Origin of the sequence: Streptosporangium fragile, from assembly GCF_039534445.1 — a bacterium.
Taxonomy (GTDB): domain Bacteria; phylum Actinomycetota; class Actinomycetes; order Streptosporangiales; family Streptosporangiaceae; genus Streptosporangium; species Streptosporangium fragile.
In genome coordinates, this window is record NZ_BAAAVI010000006.1 from 90695 (window position 1) to 110281 (window position 19587).

Consider the following 19587-nt stretch of genomic DNA (forward strand, 5'->3'; position numbering starts at 1 on the left):
GGCACCGTCCGACGACGGGGCCGGACGCCGTCGTGCGTGTCCCGGCCGCGCCGCCCCGTGAACCGTCGCCGGGGCACGGGACCGAGGAGAGCCCGTCTCAACGAGAGGGCTCGCGGCGGAACATCACCAGCGCCACGTCGTCCTCCCGGGCGCCGAACCGGGCGATCAGCCGGTCGCAGAACGCCTCAAGGTCGCACCCGGTGTCGTCCGCCAGGCGACGCACGATCTCCAGGCTCTCGTCGAGCAGCTTGTCGCGGTCCTCGACGAGCCCGTCGGTGAACATCAGCACCGAGCCGCCCTCCGGCAGCGTCAGCGGGTCGACCCGGTAGGTTTCCTCGGCCACGCCGAGCAGCAGGTTGCCCATGCGGTGGTAGGCGGCCTGTCCGTCACCGATGAGCAGCGGCGGGATGTGCCCCGCGTTCGCGACCTCCATCTCCCCGGTCGCCGGATCGAGGAGGATCAGGCACACGGTGGCCGTCATGCCGGGGTGGTAGCGTCGCAGCACGTTGTTGAGCAGGGCCATGGACGCGCCCAGGTCCGTGGCGCTCAGGACGGACGCGCGCAGCGCGTGACGCAGCTCCGCCATGACGGTCGCGGCCAGCAGCGAGTGCCCCTGGACGTCGCCGATGGCGATGAGCACCCGGTGATCCAGCTTGATGACCTCGTAGAAGTCGCCGCCCACCTCGACGTTGTCGACCGCGGGCTGGTAGCGCCAGCTGATCGTGAGCTCCGGGATCTCGGGGATCCGGGCGGGCAGCAGGCTGCGCTGCAGGGTGAGCGCGATCGCGTGCTCCTCGATGTACGCCCGCAGGGCGTCCACGGTGAGGGCCAGGGCCTGGCCGAGCTGACGCAGGATGTTGAACTCGTCCTCGTCCAGCGGGGGGACCGCGTCGACCCCGAGGTAGACGGGTGGCCTGTCGGCCTTGGTGCGGCAGAGCACCGAGGAGACGTCACCGCTGATCTCGGCGTCCGGTACCAGCTTCAGCCACTCGTAGATCGGGGTCGTGAAGACCCTGGTACCGGTCCCGCCGTCCAGGGACATCGCGCTCAGCTTGTTCAGCGCCTCCGGCGGCGCGGCCTTGGCGACCGCGCTGCCCCCCGCGGGGGCGCTGAACCTGCGGATGCGGCCGTCCGGCGGCAGCACGAGAGTGCCGGCGTGCCGCCCGAGGATCCGTGAGGTGCCCTCGACGGCCGTGGCGAGCAGGTCGTCGAACGTCTCGGCGGCGTTCATGGCCAGCGTGACCTCGGTGAGGGAGATCAGCCGCCGGGCCATCCGCTCGGCCCGCTGCCGCGCCCGGTAGTAACGCAGGGTGGCCTCGACCGTCGCCGCGAACTCGTCCGGCTCGACCGGTTCGGCCAGGTAGGCGTCGGCTCCCCGCTCCAGGCCCTGCGCCCGGTCGGCGGGGGTGATGGCCGCCCCGGAGATCTGGATGACCGGGATCGACGACGTCGACTCGTCCGCTTTGATCTGCTCGCAGACCTCGTAGCCGGTGATGTCGGGCAGCCGCACGTCGAGGACGACGAGGTCCGGCCGGAGCTCCCTGACCTTGGTCAGCGCCTCCACACCGCCGGTGGCCTGCACCACCTGGTGCCCCGAGCGCCGCAGCCAGCTGGACAGGATGTAGAGCTTGGTCGGCGTGTCGTCCACGACCAGCACCGTCGCCCCGGCCGACTGGGTCTCATCCATCGCCGAGCTCCAGGGTGGCCCTGATCGTCTCCAGCAGGTTGTCGCGGCGCAGCCCCTGCTTGGGGACGACCACGCGGGCCCGCTCCGGCGGCTGGTGCGAGCTGCCGGTCACGACGATCACCGGGACCTCGCGCAGCCGCTCGTCGTCGGCCATCCGCGCCATCAGGGCGGTCCCGTCGAGCCGGGGCATGAGCAGGTCGACCAGCGCCAGGTCGGGCGGGTTCTCCGTCATCGTCTCCAGCGCCGCCAGGCCGTCGGACGCCTCGTCGACGTGCGCGGCGAACCCGGCGAGCATCCGCCGCACGGTGGCACGGAACTCCTCGTTGTCGTCCGCGACGAGCACCCGGCCGATCACCGGTACGCCGTCGCGGCGGTGCGGCAGCCGCAGGGTCGCCGTGGTGCCGTGCCCGACGGAGCTGGTCAGCTGCAGGGTGCCGCCCAGCGCCTCGGCCAGCCTGCGCGCGTACGGCAGGCCGAGCCCGGTGCCCTTGGTCCGCACCTGGATCGGCCCCGGCACCTGGAAGAACTCCTCGAAGACCCGCTCCAGGTGCTCCTCGGGGATGCCGATCCCGGTGTCCCGCACGGTGAAGACCACGTCCTGGGCGGCGGCGTCGAGGCTCACCTCCAGCCGCACCTCGCCCTCCTCCGTGAACTTCAGCGCGTTGGAGAGCAGGTTGCGCAGGATCCGGGTGAGCATCATCTCGTCGACGAACAGCTCCTGCGGCGCCCGCGACACCTCCACGGTGAGCGCCACCGCGTCGTTCCCGCTCATGGGGCGCAGCGCCATGCGCAACTGCTCGGCCAGCGCCACCGGGTCGACCGCGGACGGCTGCGGGTCGAGCCGTCCCGCCTCCGCCTTCGCCATGTCGAGCAGCTCGCTGACCAGGCTCAGCAGCGTCTCCGCCGAGGAGCCGATGAGTTCGATCTGGTGGCGCTGCTCGTCGGCCAGGGGCTCACCGCCGGGTCCCACCAGGAGGCGGACCAGGCCGATGATCGAGTTGAGGGGGGTGCGCAGCTCGTGGCTGACCGTGGCCCAGAACCGGTCCTTGCTGGCGCTCGCCGCCCGCAGCTGCGCCGACTTCTCGTCCAGCTCCGCGTAGAGCGCGACGACGCCGCGGTTGGTCTGCTCCAGCTCCTCCGAGAGCTGGTTGTAGAGCGCCATCACGCCCTGGTTGGTCTCCTGCAGCTCGGTGTTGAGCTGCAGGACCTCCTCCAGGGTCGCGGCGAGCTCGCGGTTCTGCTGGCGCAGCTCGTCGAGGGCCGTCGCCGGGGTCAGCGTGGCCAGTTTGGCGCGTATCTCCTCCGCCGAGTGCGTCGGTCGGCCCTGCGGGAGCCGTTTGACCATGCTTATTCTTCCCTCGGCGGGATCGAGCCTGATCAGATCGACGAGACGTCCCGCCAGCGCCACGCCGTCCGCCGGGGTGAGGTCGGTCTTCGCGGAGAAGTCGATGGTGATGAGCAGGCCCTCCCTTTCCAGGAGGAAGACGACGGAGGCGACGATCCTCTCGGCGAGTATCTCCCTGCCGACCTCGCTCAGCGCGGTGGCCACCCGGATCTGGTCCTGGGTCTCCAGCCCGACGCTCTCGGCCACCTCCCGGCCCAGCTTACGCATGGCGAAGACGTCCTGCTCGTCCTGGACATGGATTCTGATCAGCTCGTCCGCGCTCATGCGCCGGGCCTCAGCGCGACCACGCAGGCGTCGTCCCTGCGGGTTCCGGCGTCGCGCAGCAGCGTGGCGGCGATGACGGAGGGCAGCCGGGTGACGAGCCCGGGATAGGCGCTGATGTCCCAGCGGTCGGAGAGCCCGTCGGAGTGGAGCACGACGACACTGTGCGGGGGCACCGCGTATTCGTACTGCCGGAGGGTCCGGGCCTGGTGCCCGGCGATGCCCGGGACCGAGACCATGCCCTGCCGGCCCTCCTGGTGGGTGATCCACGCCGAGACGTTGCCGAGGCCGGCGAAGCTCGCCGTCTCCCCGGCGCGGTCGACGCGGGCCACGGCGACGGCGCCGCCCCGAGTCTGGCTCAGGCCCCGGTGGATGCGCTCCAGGATGGCGATCGGGGCGAGGTCGGCGTGCTTGAGGAAGATCCGTACGGCTTCCCGGGAGGCCTGGGCCGCCGCACCGCCGTGGCCGAGCCCGTCGCACAGCATCGCGGTCGTCGTCTCGCCCGTCTCGGCGACCACGAAGGCGTCGCCGCAGACGGACTCCTCGCCGATCGGCCGGGTCACCCCGCTGGCCAGCGACGGGGGCCGCGGGGCGCCCCGGGCGGTGAAGTACATGCCGAGCACAGTGCCCCGGCCGGGCACGGAATGAACCTCGTAACCGCTGGCCATCCGCGCGATGCCGCCCAGGCCGATGCCGAGCGTGCCGGTCGTGGAGTAGCCGTCGCGCAGGGCGCGGGCGACGTCGCGCATCCCCGGTCCCCGGTCGATCGCGAGGACCTCGACCGCCGTGTCCAGCTCGGGGTGCGGGCGGATCAGCATCATGCCCTCGACCGCGTGCTTGACGAGGTTCGAGGCGGCCTCGCTCACCGCGACGGCCACCCGGCCGACGTCCTCCTCGCTGAATCCCCGCCTTCCGGCGAGCGCCATGGCCGTCCGGCGCAGGGCGCCGATCGCGCTCGCGTCCTCCGCCCGCACCCAGACGTCGTTCTGCGAATAGATCAACGCGCCCATTTGGTCACCGTGATCCGCGTGCCCTCACCGGGGGCCGACTCCAGGTCGAACTCGTCGACCAGGCGGCGCGAGCCGCTGAGTCCCAGGCCGAGGCCGTTGCCGGTGGTCCACCCGTCGGTGAGAGCCTGTTCGATGTCGGGGATGCCGGGCCCGCTGTCGCTGAACGTCAACTTCAGGCCCCGCCGCACGCCGTTGTCCACAACCTCGATCCGGACCTGCCCTCCTCCCGCGTAGACCAGCGCGTTGCGGGCCAGCTCGCTGGCCGCCGTCACCACCTTGGTCTGGTCGACGAGGGAGAGCCCGACGTTCACGGCGGCGGTTCTGACGTGCTGGCGGACCAGTACGACGTCGCCGTTGCCGGTGATGGGCAGTTCGCCGGGAGTCGTCACTGCGAGGCCGCGGCGATCTGTGCGTTCTCGATCTGGTTCAGCATCGCGACGCCCTTCTCCAGGTTCAGGGCCGTACGCACGCCGCCGAGCGAGAGGCCGAGCTCGACGAGAGTGATCGCGACCGCCGGTCGCATGCCGACGACGATCGTCTCCGCGTCGAGCATGCGGGAGATCGCCGCGATGGTGGCCAGCATGCGGCCGATGAACGAGTCGACGATCTCCACCGCGGAGATGTCGATGATCACACCTCGGGCTCCGGTCTCGACCACCTTCGCCGACAGATCTTCCTGGAGCACGAGCACACTCTGGTCGTGGAGGTCGATCTGGATGGAGACGATGAGGACGTCACCGAGCTTGAGAATGGGCACCCGGTCCATCAGTCTTCTACCGTTCGTACGGCGATGCGCGCCTGCTTGCCCTTGACGAACTGCACGCCGCTCGCACGCAGCGTGTGGGCGAGGGCGTCGGCGAGCGTGGCCTTGGTCACGATGTCGCCGAACTCGATGCCCAGGGTGACGATGGTGTGGGCGATCTGCGGGCGGATACCGGAGATCACGCACTCGGCGCCCATCAGCCGGGCGGCGACCACGGTCTTGAGCAGGTGCTGGGCGACCTCGGTGTCCACGGCGGGCACGCCCGTGATGTCGATGACGGCGTGCTCGGAACCGGTGTCGACCAGCGTCTGCAGCAGCTTCTCCATGACCACCTGGGTCCGGGCCGAGTCGAGCGTGCCGACCAGCGGCACCGCCACGATGCCCTCCCAGAGCTTCACCACCGGGGTGGACAGCTCCAGCAGCTGCTCCGCCTGATCGGCGATGATCTTCTCTCTGGTCGCCGAGTAGGTCTCGATGGTGAAAAGGCCCAGGTCGTCGATGATGCGGGAGAACCAGATGAAGCCCCGGGCCGCCTCGACACCGCCGTCGTCCTCGATCGTCTCGTACAGGGCCTCCTTCAGCCCGAAGACCACGACCGCGGTCTCGGTCGGGGTGAAACCCTGGCGGGCGCGGGTCCGGGAGAGCTCGGCGAGCAGGCCGCGCAGGTCGCTGAGGTCGTCGGAGTCGCTGAACGACTGGCGCAGCGCCTGGTAGATCTCGCGGAGCTGGCCGGTCAGCCCGGCCCGGTCGACCTGGGCGCTCGCGGAGGCGCCGGCGATCTCAAGCCATCGCTTGAAAACGCGTTCCTCCTGCTCCTGGAGAAGTTCTTCGATGCGACGCCGGCCGGCGTCCGCGTGAACGGACAATGGTGACTCCCATGCGTACGACCTGTCGAAAGCTCGCACGAAAGGTTACACGGAACGTCCTGCTTACTGCCCTTATTGGAGGTTCGGCGGGCCGGTATCGGAGGTGCTGCGAGGTGGTCTCGGGGGCGGCCCGATCGGTGGGGGGCATGTGGCCCGCACGGGCTCGCCGGGACCGGCCGGGAGGGCGGGGCGCAGACCCCGCGACCACGATCCCCGCCGGTTGCTTCTCGACGCGGGACGGATATCACCCCCGGCGTCGCCCGGGTCGGCGTGGCAGTGACCGCCTGATCGACGACGTGAGAACGCCGGGGATCACGACTCCGAGCTTCTGGTCGTCAGGCTATTCCGATCGCGAGGCGCGTTTCAATGCCACCCCTTGTGCCGGGAGGCCTTCCTGGGGTGCACTGTGAGACCGGGGAAAGGCGCAAACACCTCAAAAACGACAGTGGTCGGCTCAGGTTTGGATTGCTACCATAAGGCAAATCTATCGAGATGTTATGAAGCAAGTTGCTCTGGCGACCACTGGTGCAGGCGAGAAAGAAGGGGCCTGAGCTGCGAAAAGGTGCTCAGGGCAGGACGCGGCCGTCGAACCGGCGGGTGAGGTACGGTCGCGCCCGGGCGGTGTTCTTCCCAATTAGCCTGTACAGCGGGCTCACTTGTGAAATAACGTAACTGAACTGAAATCGCCCGATCATGATCCCGGCGATACTGTCGCCGCACACAGATACGCGGATGAGAGCAGGAGACCCCCGATGCCGTCCGGATTCAGAGCGGGCCTGACCGGCATGCTGCCCGGCAGCGTCTGGGCCCGCCCATCCCATCCGGATGTGATCCCCTCCCGAGCGTCTTCCCCTGCGCACAAGGCGGTGATGCGATGACGGTCCGCCTTCTGACCAACATCGGCCGGCTCTGGACTGGAAACGACGTGTTCAGCAACGCGGCGATCCTCGTCCACAACGACCGGATCGCCTGGGTCGGCCGTGCCGCGGACCTACCCCAGAGCGTGCCCGGCGTCGTGGACGACATCGTCGACGTCGACCACGTCGAGAACCTGGGCGGGGCGCTGGTGACGCCCGGTCTCATCGACGCGCACACCCATCCGGTCTACGCGGGCAACCGCTACGCCGAGATGGCCATGCGCTCCGGCGGCTCCACCCCCTCCGCGATCACCGCGGCGGGCGGGGGCATCGGATCCACCGTCACGGTGACCCGCGGGACCGACCCGTGGACGCTCTGCAACGGCGTACGCGAGCGGCTGCGCGACTGGCTGCTCGGCGGCACCACCACGGTGGAGGCCAAGACCGGTTACCACCTGACCCGTGACGGCGAGCTGGCCGACGTGCGCCTCCTGCGTGAGCTGGAGAAAGAGCCGATGATGCCGCGGGTGCACGTGACCTTCCTGGCCGCGCACGTCGTCCCGCCGGAGTACTTCGGCCGCCAGCGCGACTACGTCGAGGCCGTGGGCGCGTGGTGCGCCGACGCCGCCGCGGCCGGTGCCGACAGCGTCGACGTCTACTGCGACGAGGGCCACTTCACCGCGGAGGAGGCCCGCTGGGTCCTCGCCTCCGGGCGCAACGTCGGCCTGCTGCCCCGCGTGCACGCGGGCGCGTACAGCCGTCGCGGGGCCGTCCAGCTCGCCGCCGAGCTCGGCTGCGCCTCGGCCGATCTGCTCCACCACACCACCGACGAGGACATCGCGATCCTGGCCCGTTACGGCGTGCCCGCCGTGGTCTGTCCCGGCACCGCGCTCCAGCGCGGCAGCCTGCCCCCGGTCCGCCGGATGCTCGCCCAGGGCGTCACCGTCGCACTCGGCAGCGACCACAACCCCGGCCACTGCGGGATCACCTCGATGTCCCTGGTCATCAGCCTCGCCGTGGCGGCCTTCGGCATGAGCGTCGGCGACGCCCTGCGCGCCGCCACCCTCGGTGGTGCCACCGTCCTCGGTGTCCCCGACCGGGGCGTCCTGGCTCCCGGCCGCCTGGCCGACATCGTCCAGTGGGACGCCGACCACGAGGGCGCCTTCGCCTGGGCCTTCGGTCTCAAGCCACGTCGCGTCTGGCGCGGAGGCACCCCCGTCCAGTGACTCTCCGCAGGACAGGTGTCCGACGCGCGTGACATCGGTTCCGCCGGGGAGGAGGCCGAACCCCTCAGGGGCCGGTGGGTCTCCTGACGCGGGCCCTTCGCCGGCGCGGTTGTCCACAGGCGCGTCTCGGGAGAGCGCGCTGTCCCCAGAACCGCGTTCGGGGCGGAGGTGCCAGAGGGCGCGGCCCTAACGTCCTGGGGGTGCGGACCACAGGCCAGACCATCGAGCGATTCCGAGCCGAATCCCGGCTCCGGCGCCTGACAGGGCACGACCGCTCCACTTCCGCGTCCTCCCCGCACCACCCGGCGCGCCCCTTTCCAGCCGGTCCGGCAGGAGCGGACGCCTTTCGTTCCCGTGCCGCCCGGTCAACCGATCCGGATTCCCCGCTTCGTGCCGTCCGGCCGGGTGGTCCGGATGCCGAGCCCCGCGCCCTCCGGCCGGATGACCCGGATGCCGCGCACCGCCGCGCCCGGTCGGGCGAACCGGGGGATCCACCTGCCGTCATACGGTCGAGCGGCCCCGGAGACACCCCCTGGCCGGGCGGGAGCGTGCGTTCCGCGCCGTTGCCCCCGTCGTTCGAGGCACTCCGGAAAGCCGTGACCGATCACAGCGGCGCGCTCGTTCCCGGCCGCCCGGGGTTGCGCCTCCTCGTGCTCGTCGCGGTGGCCGCCGCCGTCGCGGGAGGGGCGTACGCCTGGTGGTCCCGACCGGAGCCCGAGCCCCTGGCCCCGCCCGCGCCGATCTCCGGGCCACCGCTCTCGGTACCGGTTTCCGCTCCGACGTCACAGCCTTCGCCCGTCACCGAGCTGACCGTCCACGTCACCGGCAAGGTCCGCCGTCCCGGAGTGATCACGGTACCCGGCGGTTCCCGGGTCACCGATGCGCTGCGGGCGGCCGGGGGAGTGCGTAAGGGAGCCGCGACGGGTCCGCTCAATCTCGCGCGCAAGCTCGTTGACGGCGAGCAGATCGTCGTCGGTGCCCCCGGCGCCTCCGGCCTCCATGGCGCTCCCGGCCTCCCCGGTTTCTCCGGTTCCGGTTCCGCCGGGGTGCCCGCTCCCGCCGGCCCCGCCGTCCCCCTCGACCTCAACACCGCCACCCTGGAGCAGTTGGAACAGTTGCCCGGTGTCGGCGAGGTGCTCGCCCGCCGCATCGCCGAGTTCCGCGACGCCCACGGGGGTTTCCGCGCCGTCGAGCAGCTCCGCGAGGTCAGCGGCATAGGCGATCGCAAGTATGCGGAGATGCGCGACAAGGTCCGCGTATGATCCGCTCTTCAGTCCGGCCGCGTGCAACGGAGACTGTGGGGCCTGCCCGCCGAGGATCGTCGTGACGCGCTTCCGAGCGTCCGCCACGCCGCACGGACGCGACGCTTCCGGCAGGGACGACGCCGCTGGAGAGAACGACGCCGCTGGAGAGAATGGTGCCGCGGGGAGACGCGGCACTTCCGGGAAGAACGGCATTTCCGGGAAGACGAGGGCTCCCGAGCGAGGCGGCGTCACAGGGCGGGGCGGGGGCGCACCCATCCTGCACCTGGTGCCGCCGGCCATCGCCTCATGGATGACCGCGCTCGTGCTGCTCGGCTGTCCGGCCGGAGCCGGTGCCGTGGTCGCGGTGGTCATGGCCGGGGGAGCGCTCGCCGTGGCCGTCACGGTACCCACCGGCGGGATGCGGGGCCTCCGGAACGCGGTGATCGCGGTGCTGGCGTGCGCTGCGGCGGTGGCGGGGTCGGTGGCCTTCCGGGTGCACGCCGTCACCACCGGGCCGGTGGCGGAGCTCGTGGAGAGGCGGGCGTCGGTCGCGGCCGAGGCGGTGGTGACCGGTGATCCTCGGGAGACGGCGCGACGCGGCGGACCGTTCCGCCGGGAGAGCTTCGTGGTGCCCGCGCGGGTCGAGTCCGTCGAGACGGCCGCGGGCCGGGTGACGCTCCGCGCTCCGGTGATGCTGTTCGCCTCCGGAGACGAATGGCGCTCGTTGCTGCCCAGCCAGCGGGTCGCGGTCAGCGGGCGCCTCGGTCCCGCGGACCCCGGCGAGCTGCTCGCCGGGGTGATGCTCGTCCGGAGTGCCCCGCGAGTCCTGAGCGGCCCCTCGTGGGAGCAGCGCGCGGCCGGGGCGCTCAGGTCGGGACTGAGAGAGGCGGCCGGAGTGCTGCCCCCGGCGCAGCGCGGCCTGCTCCCCGGCCTGGTGGCCGGCGATGTGTCGCAGATGGACGAGCAGGTCAGAGCCGATTTCAAGGATGCCGGGCTCAGCCATCTCCTGGCCGTCTCCGGGGCGAACCTGGCGATCGTCGCAGGGGCGGCGGTCGCGCTGGCCCGGATGGCCGGGCTGCCCCTCGCCGCGCGCGCGGTGCTGGCGATCTTCGCCATGGTGGCCTTCACGATCGTGGCGCGTCCTTCGCCCAGCGTGCTCAGGGCACTCCTGATGGGCGGCGTCGCCGCCGTCGCGCTCGGCACGGGCCGCTCGCGCGACGGTGTCGCCGCCCTCGCGGTGACGGTCCTGGGGCTCGTCCTCTTCGTTCCCGACCTCGCCCGGTCGTACGGTTTCGCCCTGTCGGTGTGCGCCACGGCGGGCATCCTGGTCCTCGCCCCCCGGTGGCGTGACCGGCTCTCGGCCCGCATGCCGCGCTGGCTCGCCGAGGCGACCGCCGTCGCGGCGGCGGCGCAGACGGCCGTCACCCCGGTTCTGGTCCTCATGTCGGGGCAGCTCACGCCGGTGGCGATCCCGGCCAACCTGCTGGCCGGTCCGGCCGTGGCGCCCGCCACCCTGCTCGGCTTCGTGGCGGCGCTGGTCGCGCCCCTGCACATGGGACTCGCCGAGCTGCTGGTCCGCCCGGCGGGTCTGGCCACCGGATGGATCGTCGAGGTGGCGGAGCACGCCGCCGGGTTCCCGCTGGGAGTCCTTCCGTGGCCGGGCGGCGTCACCGGCCTCGTCCTGCTGGCCGTCGCGTTCCCGGTGGCACTGCTCGTGCTACGACATCGGTGGCCGCGCCGGATCGCCCTGGCGCTCCTCGTCGGCGCCGTCGCCGCCGTGACGGTGGCGGCGCCGATCGTGGTTCGCTGGCCACCTCCTGCCTGGCTGCTGGTGGCCTGCGATGTCGGGCAGGGTGACGCGCTGCTGGTCGCCGCCGGCCCCGGGCGGGCCGTGGTGGTGGACGCGGGGCCCGATCCGGTGCTCGTCGACCGCTGCCTGCGTTCCATGGGGATCGGGGAGGTGCCCCTGGTCGTCCTCACCCATCCACACCTCGACCACGTCGGTGGACTCGCCGGGGTCTTCCGGGGGCGCCGGGTGGGGGCGGTGGTGGTGACCCCGCACGGTGCCGGAGGGCGGGAGGGCGCCGCGCTGAGCGCGGACCTCGCCCGCCGCCGTGTCGCCGAGTGGGCGGCGCGTCCGGGAGCACGCTGGCGCTTCGGGCCCTCCGAGCTCACGGTCGTCGGTCCTGGCCCCACAGCCTCCCCGCCGGGAGCGGGGGAGGGGTCGGCCGTCAACAACGCCAGCGTCGTGGTGCATGTGCGCTGGGCGGCCGGCTCGGCGCTGCTCAGCGGTGACATCGAGACCGAGGCCCAGGGCGAGCTGGTCCGGCATGGCCTGCCACCGGCCGCGATCCTCAAGGTGCCGCATCACGGCTCCGGCAGATACGACCCGGCCTTCTTCGCAGCGGTCGGCGCCCGAGCAGCACTGATCAGCGTGGGCGCAGGCAACGGTTACGGCCATCCCGCCCCGTCGACCCTGGGGCTGCTGCACCGGCTCGGTGTCCGCGTCCACCGGACGGACCTGTCGGGGGACCTCGCCGTGGTGGCCCGCGACGGATCTCTGGCCGTCGTCTCCCGGGGGCGCCGGAGTCCGGCGGCGGGCGGTCCGGCCCGACCGTGGGGCTCGGCGCGAGATGGACCTTGATACGACCGCGGGGGGCGGCCGGCGCCGGGAGGTGACAGGCCGAGGGACGCGGTGGGGCGGCGGGCCGGGTGGGGCGGCGGGCCGGGCGGGGCGGGGTGTGGGGCGGCGGGCCGGGCGGGGCGGGGTGTGGGGCGGCGGGCCGGATGCACGGTGGGGGATGCGCCGGGGCGGAACGCAGTGCCTTTTCGGGTTTGATTTTCTTTCCGTACTCTGTACGGTATTGCGTACGCCATGTGTGGAGCGGTCTCCACGCAGGCGGTACGGCCCGGTGATAGGCATGCCCGCGGGTGTGCCGTTCGAGAAGGAGCGAAGAGTGACGGAAGTTCAGCAGTCCCCGTTCGGTAGTGGTTCCTTCACCCCCACCGTGGAAGACCTGGCGAGCGTCGAGGCGTGGTTCGCCGAATACGACGCCTACAGTGCGAAGGTCGACGTCGAGCGCATGGCCGACATGGCGATGTTCCCCCTCAACGTGGTGACCGACAGCCCCGAGGGGAACGGCCTGGCGGCCCAGTGGACGCGGGAGCGGTTCACGCGCACGATGGCGGAGGCGATGGGCGGCGGTGAGGCGGGTGACATCGAGATGACGTCGACCCGCACGCCGCACTTCCTGACGAGGCATCTGGTCGTCGTGATCACGGATGCGACGGTGACGATGAACGGCCAGTCGTACGACATGCGCTATGCCGACCTGCTCGTGAAGGCCGGCGGTCGGTGGGTCTTCCAGACCATGGTGCAGGGAGGCTGGGCCGATGCCTGGAAGGAGAGCGCGCGGGACGCCTGAGCGACGAGGCGCGGCCTGTGATCCCGCCGCCGCGGGGGCGGCGCGCTGAACGTCGAGGTCGGTCACGGGCCCCGGTTGCGGTTGCGCCGCCGGGAGACGGCGCCTTCGGGTCTCGGCGCGGGTGGTCCTTCGGGATTAGGCGCGGGGGCGGCGTCCTCCCGGGATTCGGCTCGGGTGGTCCCTCTGGACTCGGCGTGAGGACGGCGCCTTCGGGTCTCGGCGCGGGTGGTCCTTCGGGATTAGGCGCGGGGGCGGCGCCCTCCCGGGATCAGGCGCGGGGATGGCGCCCTCCCGGGATTCGGCGCGGCGGTCAGGCCGAGGTCGTGGCCGGGCGGCGGAACTCGGTGTTCACGTCGGCGGCGTAGACCGAACGGCTGCAGCGCGCGCAGCGGTACACGATCGGGCCCTCGTCGAGGGACGTCCCGCAGCGGGGGCAGGTGTGGCGGCGGATTGCGGACTTCGTCATTTCTTGTCACCTCCTGTGCTGATGAAAGGGTGCCTCACCGCACCTGCAAACCGATTGCGAATCGCTTGCGGATTGGGACCCCGCCCCCGGGACATGGCATGCTGCTCGGCATGGCGGCAACCGACCTGGCACCTGTGACCCTGATACTCGGCGATGAGGAGCTGCTGGCCGACCGCGCGGTGAGCGAGGTGGTCGCCGCGGTCCGGGCCGCCGATCCGGCCGCCGAGGTGCACGACCTGCCCGGTTCGAAGGTGGAGCCGGGAGAGCTGACCCGGATGGCGTCGCCCTCGCTGTTCGGCGACAGGTCGGTGGTGGTCATCCGTTCGGCCCAGGACCTCGTCAAGGAGGTCGTCGCCGAGGTCGTCTCCTACGCCGCGCATCCGGCGGAGGAGACGGTGCTGGTCCTCGTCCACCCCGGAGGCGTCAAGGGCAAGGCCCTCGTCGACGGGGTGAAGAAGGCCGGGGCGCATGTCGTCCCCGTCGCCAAGCTGACCAAGCCGGCCGAGCGGCTCGCGTTCATCAAGGCGGAGGCGAAGCGGGCCGGGCGGACCATCGGGGCCGACGCCGCCGAGGCCCTCCTCGACGCCGTGGGCAACGACCTGCGGGAGCTCGCCGCCGCCTGCAGCCAGCTCGCCTTCGACACTCCGGGTAAGACGATCGACGAGGCCGCCGTCGCCCGCTACCACCGGGGCCGGGCCGAGGTCAGCGGTTTCACCGTGGCCGACTCGGCCGTGGAGGGGCGCCTGGGCGACGCCCTGGAGCAGCTGCGCTGGGCGCTCGCCACCGGGACGGCGCCCGTCCTGCTGGTGAGCGCGGTCGCCGGTGGCCTGCGCTCGCTGGCCAAGGTGGGCGGCGCGCCGCGCAACCTGAGGGGCGGCCAGCTCGCCAGTCACCTCGGCATGCCGCCCTGGAAGATCGATCGTGTCCGGCGGCAACTCAACGGCTGGGGCCCGGAGGGTCTCGCCCGCGCGCTTCAGGCCACCGCGACCGCCGACGAGCAGGTGAAGGGCGGCGGCGCCGACCCCGCCTACGCGCTGGAGCACATGATCCAGACCGTGGTCGCGAGCCGCACCGGGCGTTAGACGGGCTGAAGGCGCTCGGGTTCGGGACGCCGGGACACCGGGAGCTGGCCGAGGACGGTCGCGGTGAGCGCCAGAACGAAACCGATGAGCTGGAGCGGGCCGAGTGACTGGCCGAGGGCGAGCCAGCCGAGCAGCGCCGCGGTGAGCGGGCTGAGAGCGCCGAGCAGGGAGACCTGAAGGGCGGGCAGCCGGGTGATGCCGCGGAACCACAGCGTGTAGGCGATGGCGGTGCCGACGAGCCCCAGCCAGAGATAGCCGCCGACGGCGGCTCCGTCCAGCGCGGGCGGCATACCCTCGAGGGCGAGAGCCATCGGGGCGATCAGCAGGCCGCCCGCGGTGAGCTGCCAGCCGGTGAGGGTCAGGTCGCTCACCCCGTCGGGTTTCCCCCACAGGCGGGTGAGGACGAGCCCGGCGGCCATGCTCGCCGCGCCGAGGAGGCCCGCGACGACGCCGACGGCGTCGAGGGCGGCATTGGCCCTGAGGACGACGAGGCAGACGCCGACCGTGGCCGCGATCCCGGCCAGGACGCGATGGACCGGGACGCTCTCCCGCAGCACGGCGCGGGTGAGCGCGGCGACGAGGAGCGGCTGAAGGGCGCCGAGCACCGCGGCGACGCCGCCGGGGAGCCGGTAGGCGGACAGGAAGAGCAAGGGGAAGAACACGCCGATGTTCAGCGTGCCCAGCACCGGGGCCCTCCACCACCAGTTGCCCCTGGGAAGCGCCCGGGTCACGGCGATCAGGAGCAGCCCGGCCGGGAGCGCGCGGAGCAGGCCGGTGAGCAGCGGGCGGTCGGGTGGGAGGAACTCGGTGGTCACGGCATAGGTGGTGCCCCAGGCCGCCGGCGCGAAGGCGGTGGCGAGGACGAGGCGCGTGGACGGCATGGGGGCTCCTTCAAAACTCTATGCAAAGTAACTTATCAGCAAGATAAATAGCGTCAAGCTATAGTGGGGGCATGGCAGAGGACCCGGTCGACCGGATCGTGCAGCAGTGGCGGCGGGAGAGGCCGGACCTGGAGCCGTCCCCGATGGGGATCTTCGGGCGGATCTACCGGATCGCTCGTCTCATGGGGGATCGCGTGGAGGCGGTCTACGGGGCCTACGGCATCAGCCGAGGGGAGTTCGACGTGCTCGCCACACTCCGCCGAGCGGGCGAGCCGTATACGCTGTCGCCCGGGGCGATGACCGCCACGCTCATGCTGACCTCGGGGGGCATGACGGGGCGGCTGGACCGGCTGGAGCGTGCCGGCCTGATCGCCCGCACCCCCGACCCCGATGATCGCAGGGCGCTGCGCGTGAGTCTGACGGCCAGAGGGGTGGAAGTCATCGACGAGGCCGTGGCCGCGGGGCTGGGCCCGCAGCACGAGGCGCTGGCCGTGCTCTCGGAGGAGAAGCAGGAGCTCCTCGCCGGGCTGCTCAAGGACCTGCTCGGCGAGCTGGAGCGGCGTCCCGGAGGCGCATGAGGCGTACGGGGTGGAAGGCGGAAGAAGGGGATTCCTGGCCGGAGCCGGGAACGCGACTCACCAAGCGCCTGCGATGTGAACGTCCCGTCCTGCAGGGCGGGGCGAAACGCGGCGGGATTCCGCGCCGTGCCCGCCCCGCCGGGCCGGTCATCACCGGCGCACCCGGCGTGGCCGTCATCGACACGGCCGGGAGGTCGTGGTTCCCCGAGGAGTGTCCGAGTGGCAGGGTGGCCCGCCGCGAGTGCCCGGGGAAACGCAGGGACATCGCACGGCCGGGAGGTCGTGGTTCCCCGAGGAGTGTCCGAGCGGCAGGGCGGCCCGGCGCGAGTGCCCGGAAACGCAGGAACGCCGCACCCCTGAAGGGGCGCGGCGTCCGCAGAACCCGGAGCTACTTGGCGGCCGACAGGGCGGCGGCGCGCTGAGCGATCGCCGACTTGCGGTTGGCGGCCTGGTTCTTGTGGATGACGCCCTTGCTGGCGGCCTTGTCGAGCTGGCGGGCAGCGGCGCGCTGGAGCACCAGGGCCTCATCGACGTTGCCCTGCTCGGCGGCCTCGCGGAACTTGCGGATGGCCGTCTTCAGGGAAGACTTGACAGCCTTGTTGCGCAGCCGGGCCTTCTCGTTCTGCCGGTTGCGCTTGATCTGGGACTTGATGTTCGCCACGAAGAAGCCTCGGTGAATGTCGTCGGATGGGGCGCGCGGGCAGAGAGGGCGCGCCACACGCAGTTGACTAGGCTACCAACTGTCCAGGTCGCCGCTCAAATCGACGAGCCGGGCAGAGGGATGCCCGACAACTCTACCTTCCGCCTCCCGCAGTTCGGGCCCGATTCACGGCTTGAACCAGAATTCCCGGTACTCGGCCCAGTCTTCCCCGGTCGCCGCGAAGTCGACGTAGAGCGCCAGCCCGAACCGCTCGCGGGGGCGCCCGTGCGAGGTCAGCGCCAGCCGGGCGCCGCGGGCCGCGTCCTTGACGCTCTCCGCCCCGTCGCCCCACGCGATGTTGTGGTCGTGGTACGCGGGGGCGCCGACGAGCAGCGTCTTCTCCTCGGGGACCAGCTCCAGCGCCAGCGTGGCCTGCCGCACGACGTAGCCTCCGTACGCGGTGGGGAAGGGGAGGTAGGAGTCGTACGTCATGACCGCCACCTGGTCGGCGAGGCCCGCCACCCGGCGGAAGTAGTCGGGCGACCAGTACTTGTCGTGGCCGATGACGGCACGCGCGATCGGGCGGGTGACCGGGAACGGCTCGATCTGCGGGGTCGAGGTGGAGAGCAGGCCGTCGCCCACGATCGCACGCGTCTTCGTCAGCAGGTCGAGGAAGTCGGTGTCGCCGTCGCCGATCGGCTCGAAGTTGTAGTGGACGCCGTCGAAGCCGAGCGCCATGATCGCCCGGGCGCCGTCCAGCACGCGTTGCCGGGTGGCCGGGTCGTCGAGGTCCAGGACGCCGTCGACCTTCTGGCCGAGCCAGGCCGACACCCTCACCTTGGGCAGCTCCGCGCGCCACCACTTCAGGAAGTCGGCCGCCTTCGGATACTTGGCGGCGGGCAGCGTCCCGTCGGGGGCGAACGGGCCCGAGTGGACGTACACATCCTTGATGCCCGTCTTGCGGAGTCGCTCCGCCATCCGCCGCACGTCGTCCTTCGTCTTGCGGCCGTCCACCCACGCGTGGCCGAGCCACAGGGCGTCGTGGCCGGTCGTCTTCGCCCACGAGGCGGGTGTCCCGGTAAACTGCACGGAGAGGGTGGTCACGGCCACTCCGGGAAGGGCAATGAGCAGGGCCGTCACCGTCGCGAGGAGCCGCAGGCCGCGCCGTGCTCTGGTCCGGGCAATCACCTGGACATGTCACCATGGAAGACGGCTGGTATGCCAGTCGTAGATCGTCATCAATCCCGTCGAAACGGACACCGGTGCGCATTCAGCCTGGCCAGACCGATCCCGCGGTGATCCGCAACTTCTGCATCATCGCGCACATCGACCATGGAAAGTCGACTCTCGCCGACCGCATGTTGCAGATCACCGGTGTGGTCGACGACCGCTCCATGCGCGCCCAGTACCTCGACCGGATGGACATCGAGCGCGAGCGCGGCATCACCATCAAGTCCCAGGCGGTCCGGCTGCCGTGGAAGGTCGGCGAGACCGACTACGTCCTCAACATGATCGACACGCCCGGCCACGTCGACTTCACCTACGAGGTCTCCCGGTCGCTGCAGGCGTGCGAGGGCGCGATCCTGCTGGTCGACGCCGCGCAGGGCATCGAGGCGCAGACCCTGGCCAACCTCTACCTGGCCATGAACGCCGACATCACGATCATCCCGGTGCTCAACAAGATCGACCTGCCCGCCGCCCAGCCGGAGAAGTACGCCGCAGAGATCGCGCACCTCATCGGCTGCGAGCCGGAGGACGTGCTGAAGGTCTCCGGCAAGACCGGCGTGGGCGTCCGCGAGCTGCTGGACCACGTGGTCGAGAAGATCCCCGCCCCGGTCGGCGACGCCGACGCCCCCGCCCGCGCGCTGATCTTCGACTCGGTGTACGACACCTACCGGGGCGTGGTCACCTACGTCCGGGTCATGGACGGCCACCTGGGCAGGCGCGAACGCATCCAGATGATGTCCACCGGCGCGTCCCACGAGACGCTGGAGATCGGGATCATCTCGCCGGAGCCGAAGCCGGCCGAGAAGGGGCTCGGCGTCGGCGAGGTGGGCTACCTGATCACCGGGGTGAAGGACGTCCGCCAGTCGCGGGTCGGTGACACCGTGACCTCCAGCGCCAACACCGCCGTCGAGCCGCTCAGCGGGTACGAGCATCCCAAGCCGATGGTCTTCTCCGGCCTCTACCCGATCGACGGCGACGACTACCCCGAGCTCCGCGAGGCCCTGGACAAGCTCCAGCTCAACGACGCCGCCCTGGTCTACGAGCCGGAGACCTCCGCGGCGCTGGGCTTCGGCTTCCGCTGCGGTTTCCTCGGCCTGCTCCACATGGAGATCGTCCGCGAGCGCCTGGAGCGGGAGTTCAACCTCTCGCTCATCTCCACCGCGCCCAACGTGGTCTACCGAGTGATCATGGAGGACGGCAAGGAGATCACGGTCACCAACCCCTCGGAGTTCCCCACCGGCAAGGTGGACAAGGTCTTCGAGCCGATGGTGAAGTCGACCGTGCTCGTCCCGTCCGAGTTCATCGGCGCCATCATGGAGCTCTGCCAGAACCGCCGCGGCAACCTCCAGGGCATGGACTACCTGTCCGAGGACCGCGTCGAGATCCGCTACACCATGCCGCTCGGCGAGATCATCTTCGACTTCTTCGACCAGCTCAAGTCCCGCACCCGCGGCTACGCCTCACTGGACTACGAGCCTTTCGGTGAGCAGGAGGCCGAGCTGGTCAAGGTCGACATCCTGCTCCAGGGCGAGGCCGTCGACGCCTTCAGCGCCATCGTCCACAAGGAGAAGGCGTACGGCTACGGCGTCGAGATGGCCAAGAAGCTGCGCGACCTCATCCCGAGGCAGCAGTTCGAGGTGCCGATCCAGGCCGCCATCGGTGCCAGGGTCATCGCCCGTGAGAACATCCGCGCCATCCGCAAGGACGTCCTCGCCAAGTGCTACGGCGGCGACATCTCCCGCAAGCGCAAGCTTCTGGAGAAGCAGAAGGAAGGCAAGAAGCGGATGAAGATGGTCGGCCGTGTCGAGGTGCCGCAGGAGGCGTTCGTCGCCGCGCTGTCCACCGAGTCGTCCGCCGACAAGGCCAAGAAGTAGCCCGGAGCCGCCGGGCGGGAGGGCTCCCCGCACCGGCGGGACAGGTGGTCCCGCGCGGGGTGGCGGAGCGGTCGGCCTCCGGTCGCGCCGCCACC

Annotated in this window: 17 protein-coding genes; 7 read left to right on the forward strand and 10 right to left on the reverse strand. The window is 71.3% G+C overall.

The window, feature by feature from the left end; translation table 11 throughout:
* Positions 1-97 precede the first annotated feature (97 nt).
* From ABD841_RS06025 to ABD841_RS06050, 6 genes are read right to left on the reverse strand one after another with little or no spacing between them, the layout of a single operon-like run.
* The gene (locus ABD841_RS06025) at positions 98-1687 is read right to left on the reverse strand and encodes a SpoIIE family protein phosphatase (RefSeq protein WP_344968680.1); all 1590 of its coding nucleotides are present in this window, start codon (positions 1685-1687) and stop codon (positions 98-100) included.
* Positions 1680-3356 (reverse strand): ATP-binding response regulator, encoded by a 1677-nt coding sequence (locus tag ABD841_RS06030; protein WP_344968682.1) that lies wholly within the window; start codon positions 3354-3356, stop codon positions 1680-1682. Before ABD841_RS06030 ends, ABD841_RS06025 begins: the two co-directional genes overlap by 8 nt.
* The gene (locus tag ABD841_RS06035; RefSeq protein WP_344968684.1) at positions 3353-4363 is read right to left on the reverse strand and encodes an ATP-binding protein; all 1011 of its coding nucleotides are present in this window, start codon (positions 4361-4363) and stop codon (positions 3353-3355) included. The genes ABD841_RS06030 and ABD841_RS06035 overlap by 4 nt, the downstream gene beginning before the upstream one ends.
* A complete protein-coding gene (locus tag ABD841_RS06040; RefSeq protein ID WP_344968686.1) occupies positions 4351-4752 on the reverse strand; it encodes an anti-sigma regulatory factor in 402 nt (133 codons plus the stop codon). The genes ABD841_RS06035 and ABD841_RS06040 overlap by 13 nt, the downstream gene beginning before the upstream one ends.
* Positions 4749-5129, reverse strand: coding sequence for an STAS domain-containing protein (locus ABD841_RS06045; RefSeq protein ID WP_344968688.1), 381 nt, complete (start codon positions 5127-5129; stop codon positions 4749-4751). Before ABD841_RS06045 ends, ABD841_RS06040 begins: the two co-directional genes overlap by 4 nt.
* Positions 5129-5992, reverse strand: a complete 864-nt coding sequence (locus tag ABD841_RS06050; RefSeq protein WP_344968690.1) for an STAS domain-containing protein — start codon at positions 5990-5992, stop codon at positions 5129-5131. The genes ABD841_RS06045 and ABD841_RS06050 overlap by 1 nt, the downstream gene beginning before the upstream one ends.
* Before the next feature lie 874 nt (positions 5993-6866).
* On the opposite strand from ABD841_RS06050, the gene hutI reads away from it, so the two are divergent.
* The 4 genes from hutI to ABD841_RS06070 all read left to right on the forward strand — a co-directional run bounded on the left by hutI (position 6867) and on the right by ABD841_RS06070 (position 12744).
* Positions 6867-8075 carry an imidazolonepropionase gene (gene hutI, locus ABD841_RS06055; RefSeq protein ID WP_344968692.1) on the forward strand — a complete coding sequence of 403 codons (1209 nt, stop codon included), beginning with the start codon at positions 6867-6869 and terminating at the stop codon, positions 8073-8075.
* Between the two features lie 596 nt (positions 8076-8671).
* Positions 8672-9337, forward strand: a complete 666-nt coding sequence (locus ABD841_RS06060) for a ComEA family DNA-binding protein (RefSeq protein WP_344968694.1) — start codon at positions 8672-8674, stop codon at positions 9335-9337.
* Positions 9338-9629: 292 nt separating this feature from the next.
* Positions 9630-11963, forward strand: coding sequence for a ComEC/Rec2 family competence protein (locus ABD841_RS06065; protein ID WP_344968695.1), 2334 nt, complete (start codon positions 9630-9632; stop codon positions 11961-11963).
* 313 nt (positions 11964-12276) lie between these two features.
* Positions 12277-12744, forward strand: a complete 468-nt coding sequence (locus ABD841_RS06070) for a nuclear transport factor 2 family protein (protein WP_344968697.1) — start codon at positions 12277-12279, stop codon at positions 12742-12744.
* Positions 12745-13054: 310 nt separating this feature from the next.
* Here the strand turns inward: ABD841_RS06070 and ABD841_RS06075 are convergent, their stop codons facing one another.
* Entirely contained in the window at positions 13055-13210 is a 156-nt protein-coding gene (locus tag ABD841_RS06075; RefSeq protein WP_344968698.1) for a hypothetical protein, read from the reverse strand.
* A 110-nt stretch (positions 13211-13320) separates the two neighbouring features.
* On the opposite strand from ABD841_RS06075, the gene holA reads away from it, so the two are divergent.
* Positions 13321-14292 carry a DNA polymerase III subunit delta gene (holA, locus tag ABD841_RS06080; protein WP_344968700.1) on the forward strand — a complete coding sequence of 324 codons (972 nt, stop codon included), beginning with the start codon at positions 13321-13323 and terminating at the stop codon, positions 14290-14292.
* Here holA and ABD841_RS06085 read toward each other — a convergent pair.
* The gene (locus ABD841_RS06085) at positions 14289-15173 is read right to left on the reverse strand and encodes an EamA family transporter (protein ID WP_344968702.1); all 885 of its coding nucleotides are present in this window, start codon (positions 15171-15173) and stop codon (positions 14289-14291) included. The two genes, holA and ABD841_RS06085, sit on opposite strands and share 4 nt — an antisense overlap.
* A 71-nt stretch (positions 15174-15244) precedes the next feature.
* Between ABD841_RS06085 and ABD841_RS06090 the strand changes: the two genes are divergently transcribed.
* A complete protein-coding gene (locus tag ABD841_RS06090; RefSeq protein WP_344968704.1) occupies positions 15245-15751 on the forward strand; it encodes a MarR family winged helix-turn-helix transcriptional regulator in 507 nt (168 codons plus the stop codon).
* Between the two features lie 388 nt (positions 15752-16139).
* Here the strand turns inward: ABD841_RS06090 and rpsT are convergent, their stop codons facing one another.
* Both rpsT and ABD841_RS06100 read right to left on the reverse strand, forming a co-directional pair.
* Entirely contained in the window at positions 16140-16412 is a 273-nt protein-coding gene (gene rpsT / locus ABD841_RS06095) for a 30S ribosomal protein S20 (protein ID WP_344968706.1), read from the reverse strand.
* Between the two features lie 165 nt (positions 16413-16577).
* The gene (locus ABD841_RS06100) at positions 16578-17495 is read right to left on the reverse strand and encodes a glycoside hydrolase family 18 protein (protein ID WP_344968707.1); all 918 of its coding nucleotides are present in this window, start codon (positions 17493-17495) and stop codon (positions 16578-16580) included.
* Positions 17496-17653: 158 nt separating this feature from the next.
* On the opposite strand from ABD841_RS06100, the gene lepA reads away from it, so the two are divergent.
* On the forward strand, positions 17654-19492 hold the full coding sequence (lepA, locus tag ABD841_RS06105; RefSeq protein ID WP_344968709.1) for a translation elongation factor 4: 1839 nt from the start codon (positions 17654-17656) through the stop codon (positions 19490-19492).
* The last annotated feature ends 95 nt before the right edge of the window (positions 19493-19587 follow it).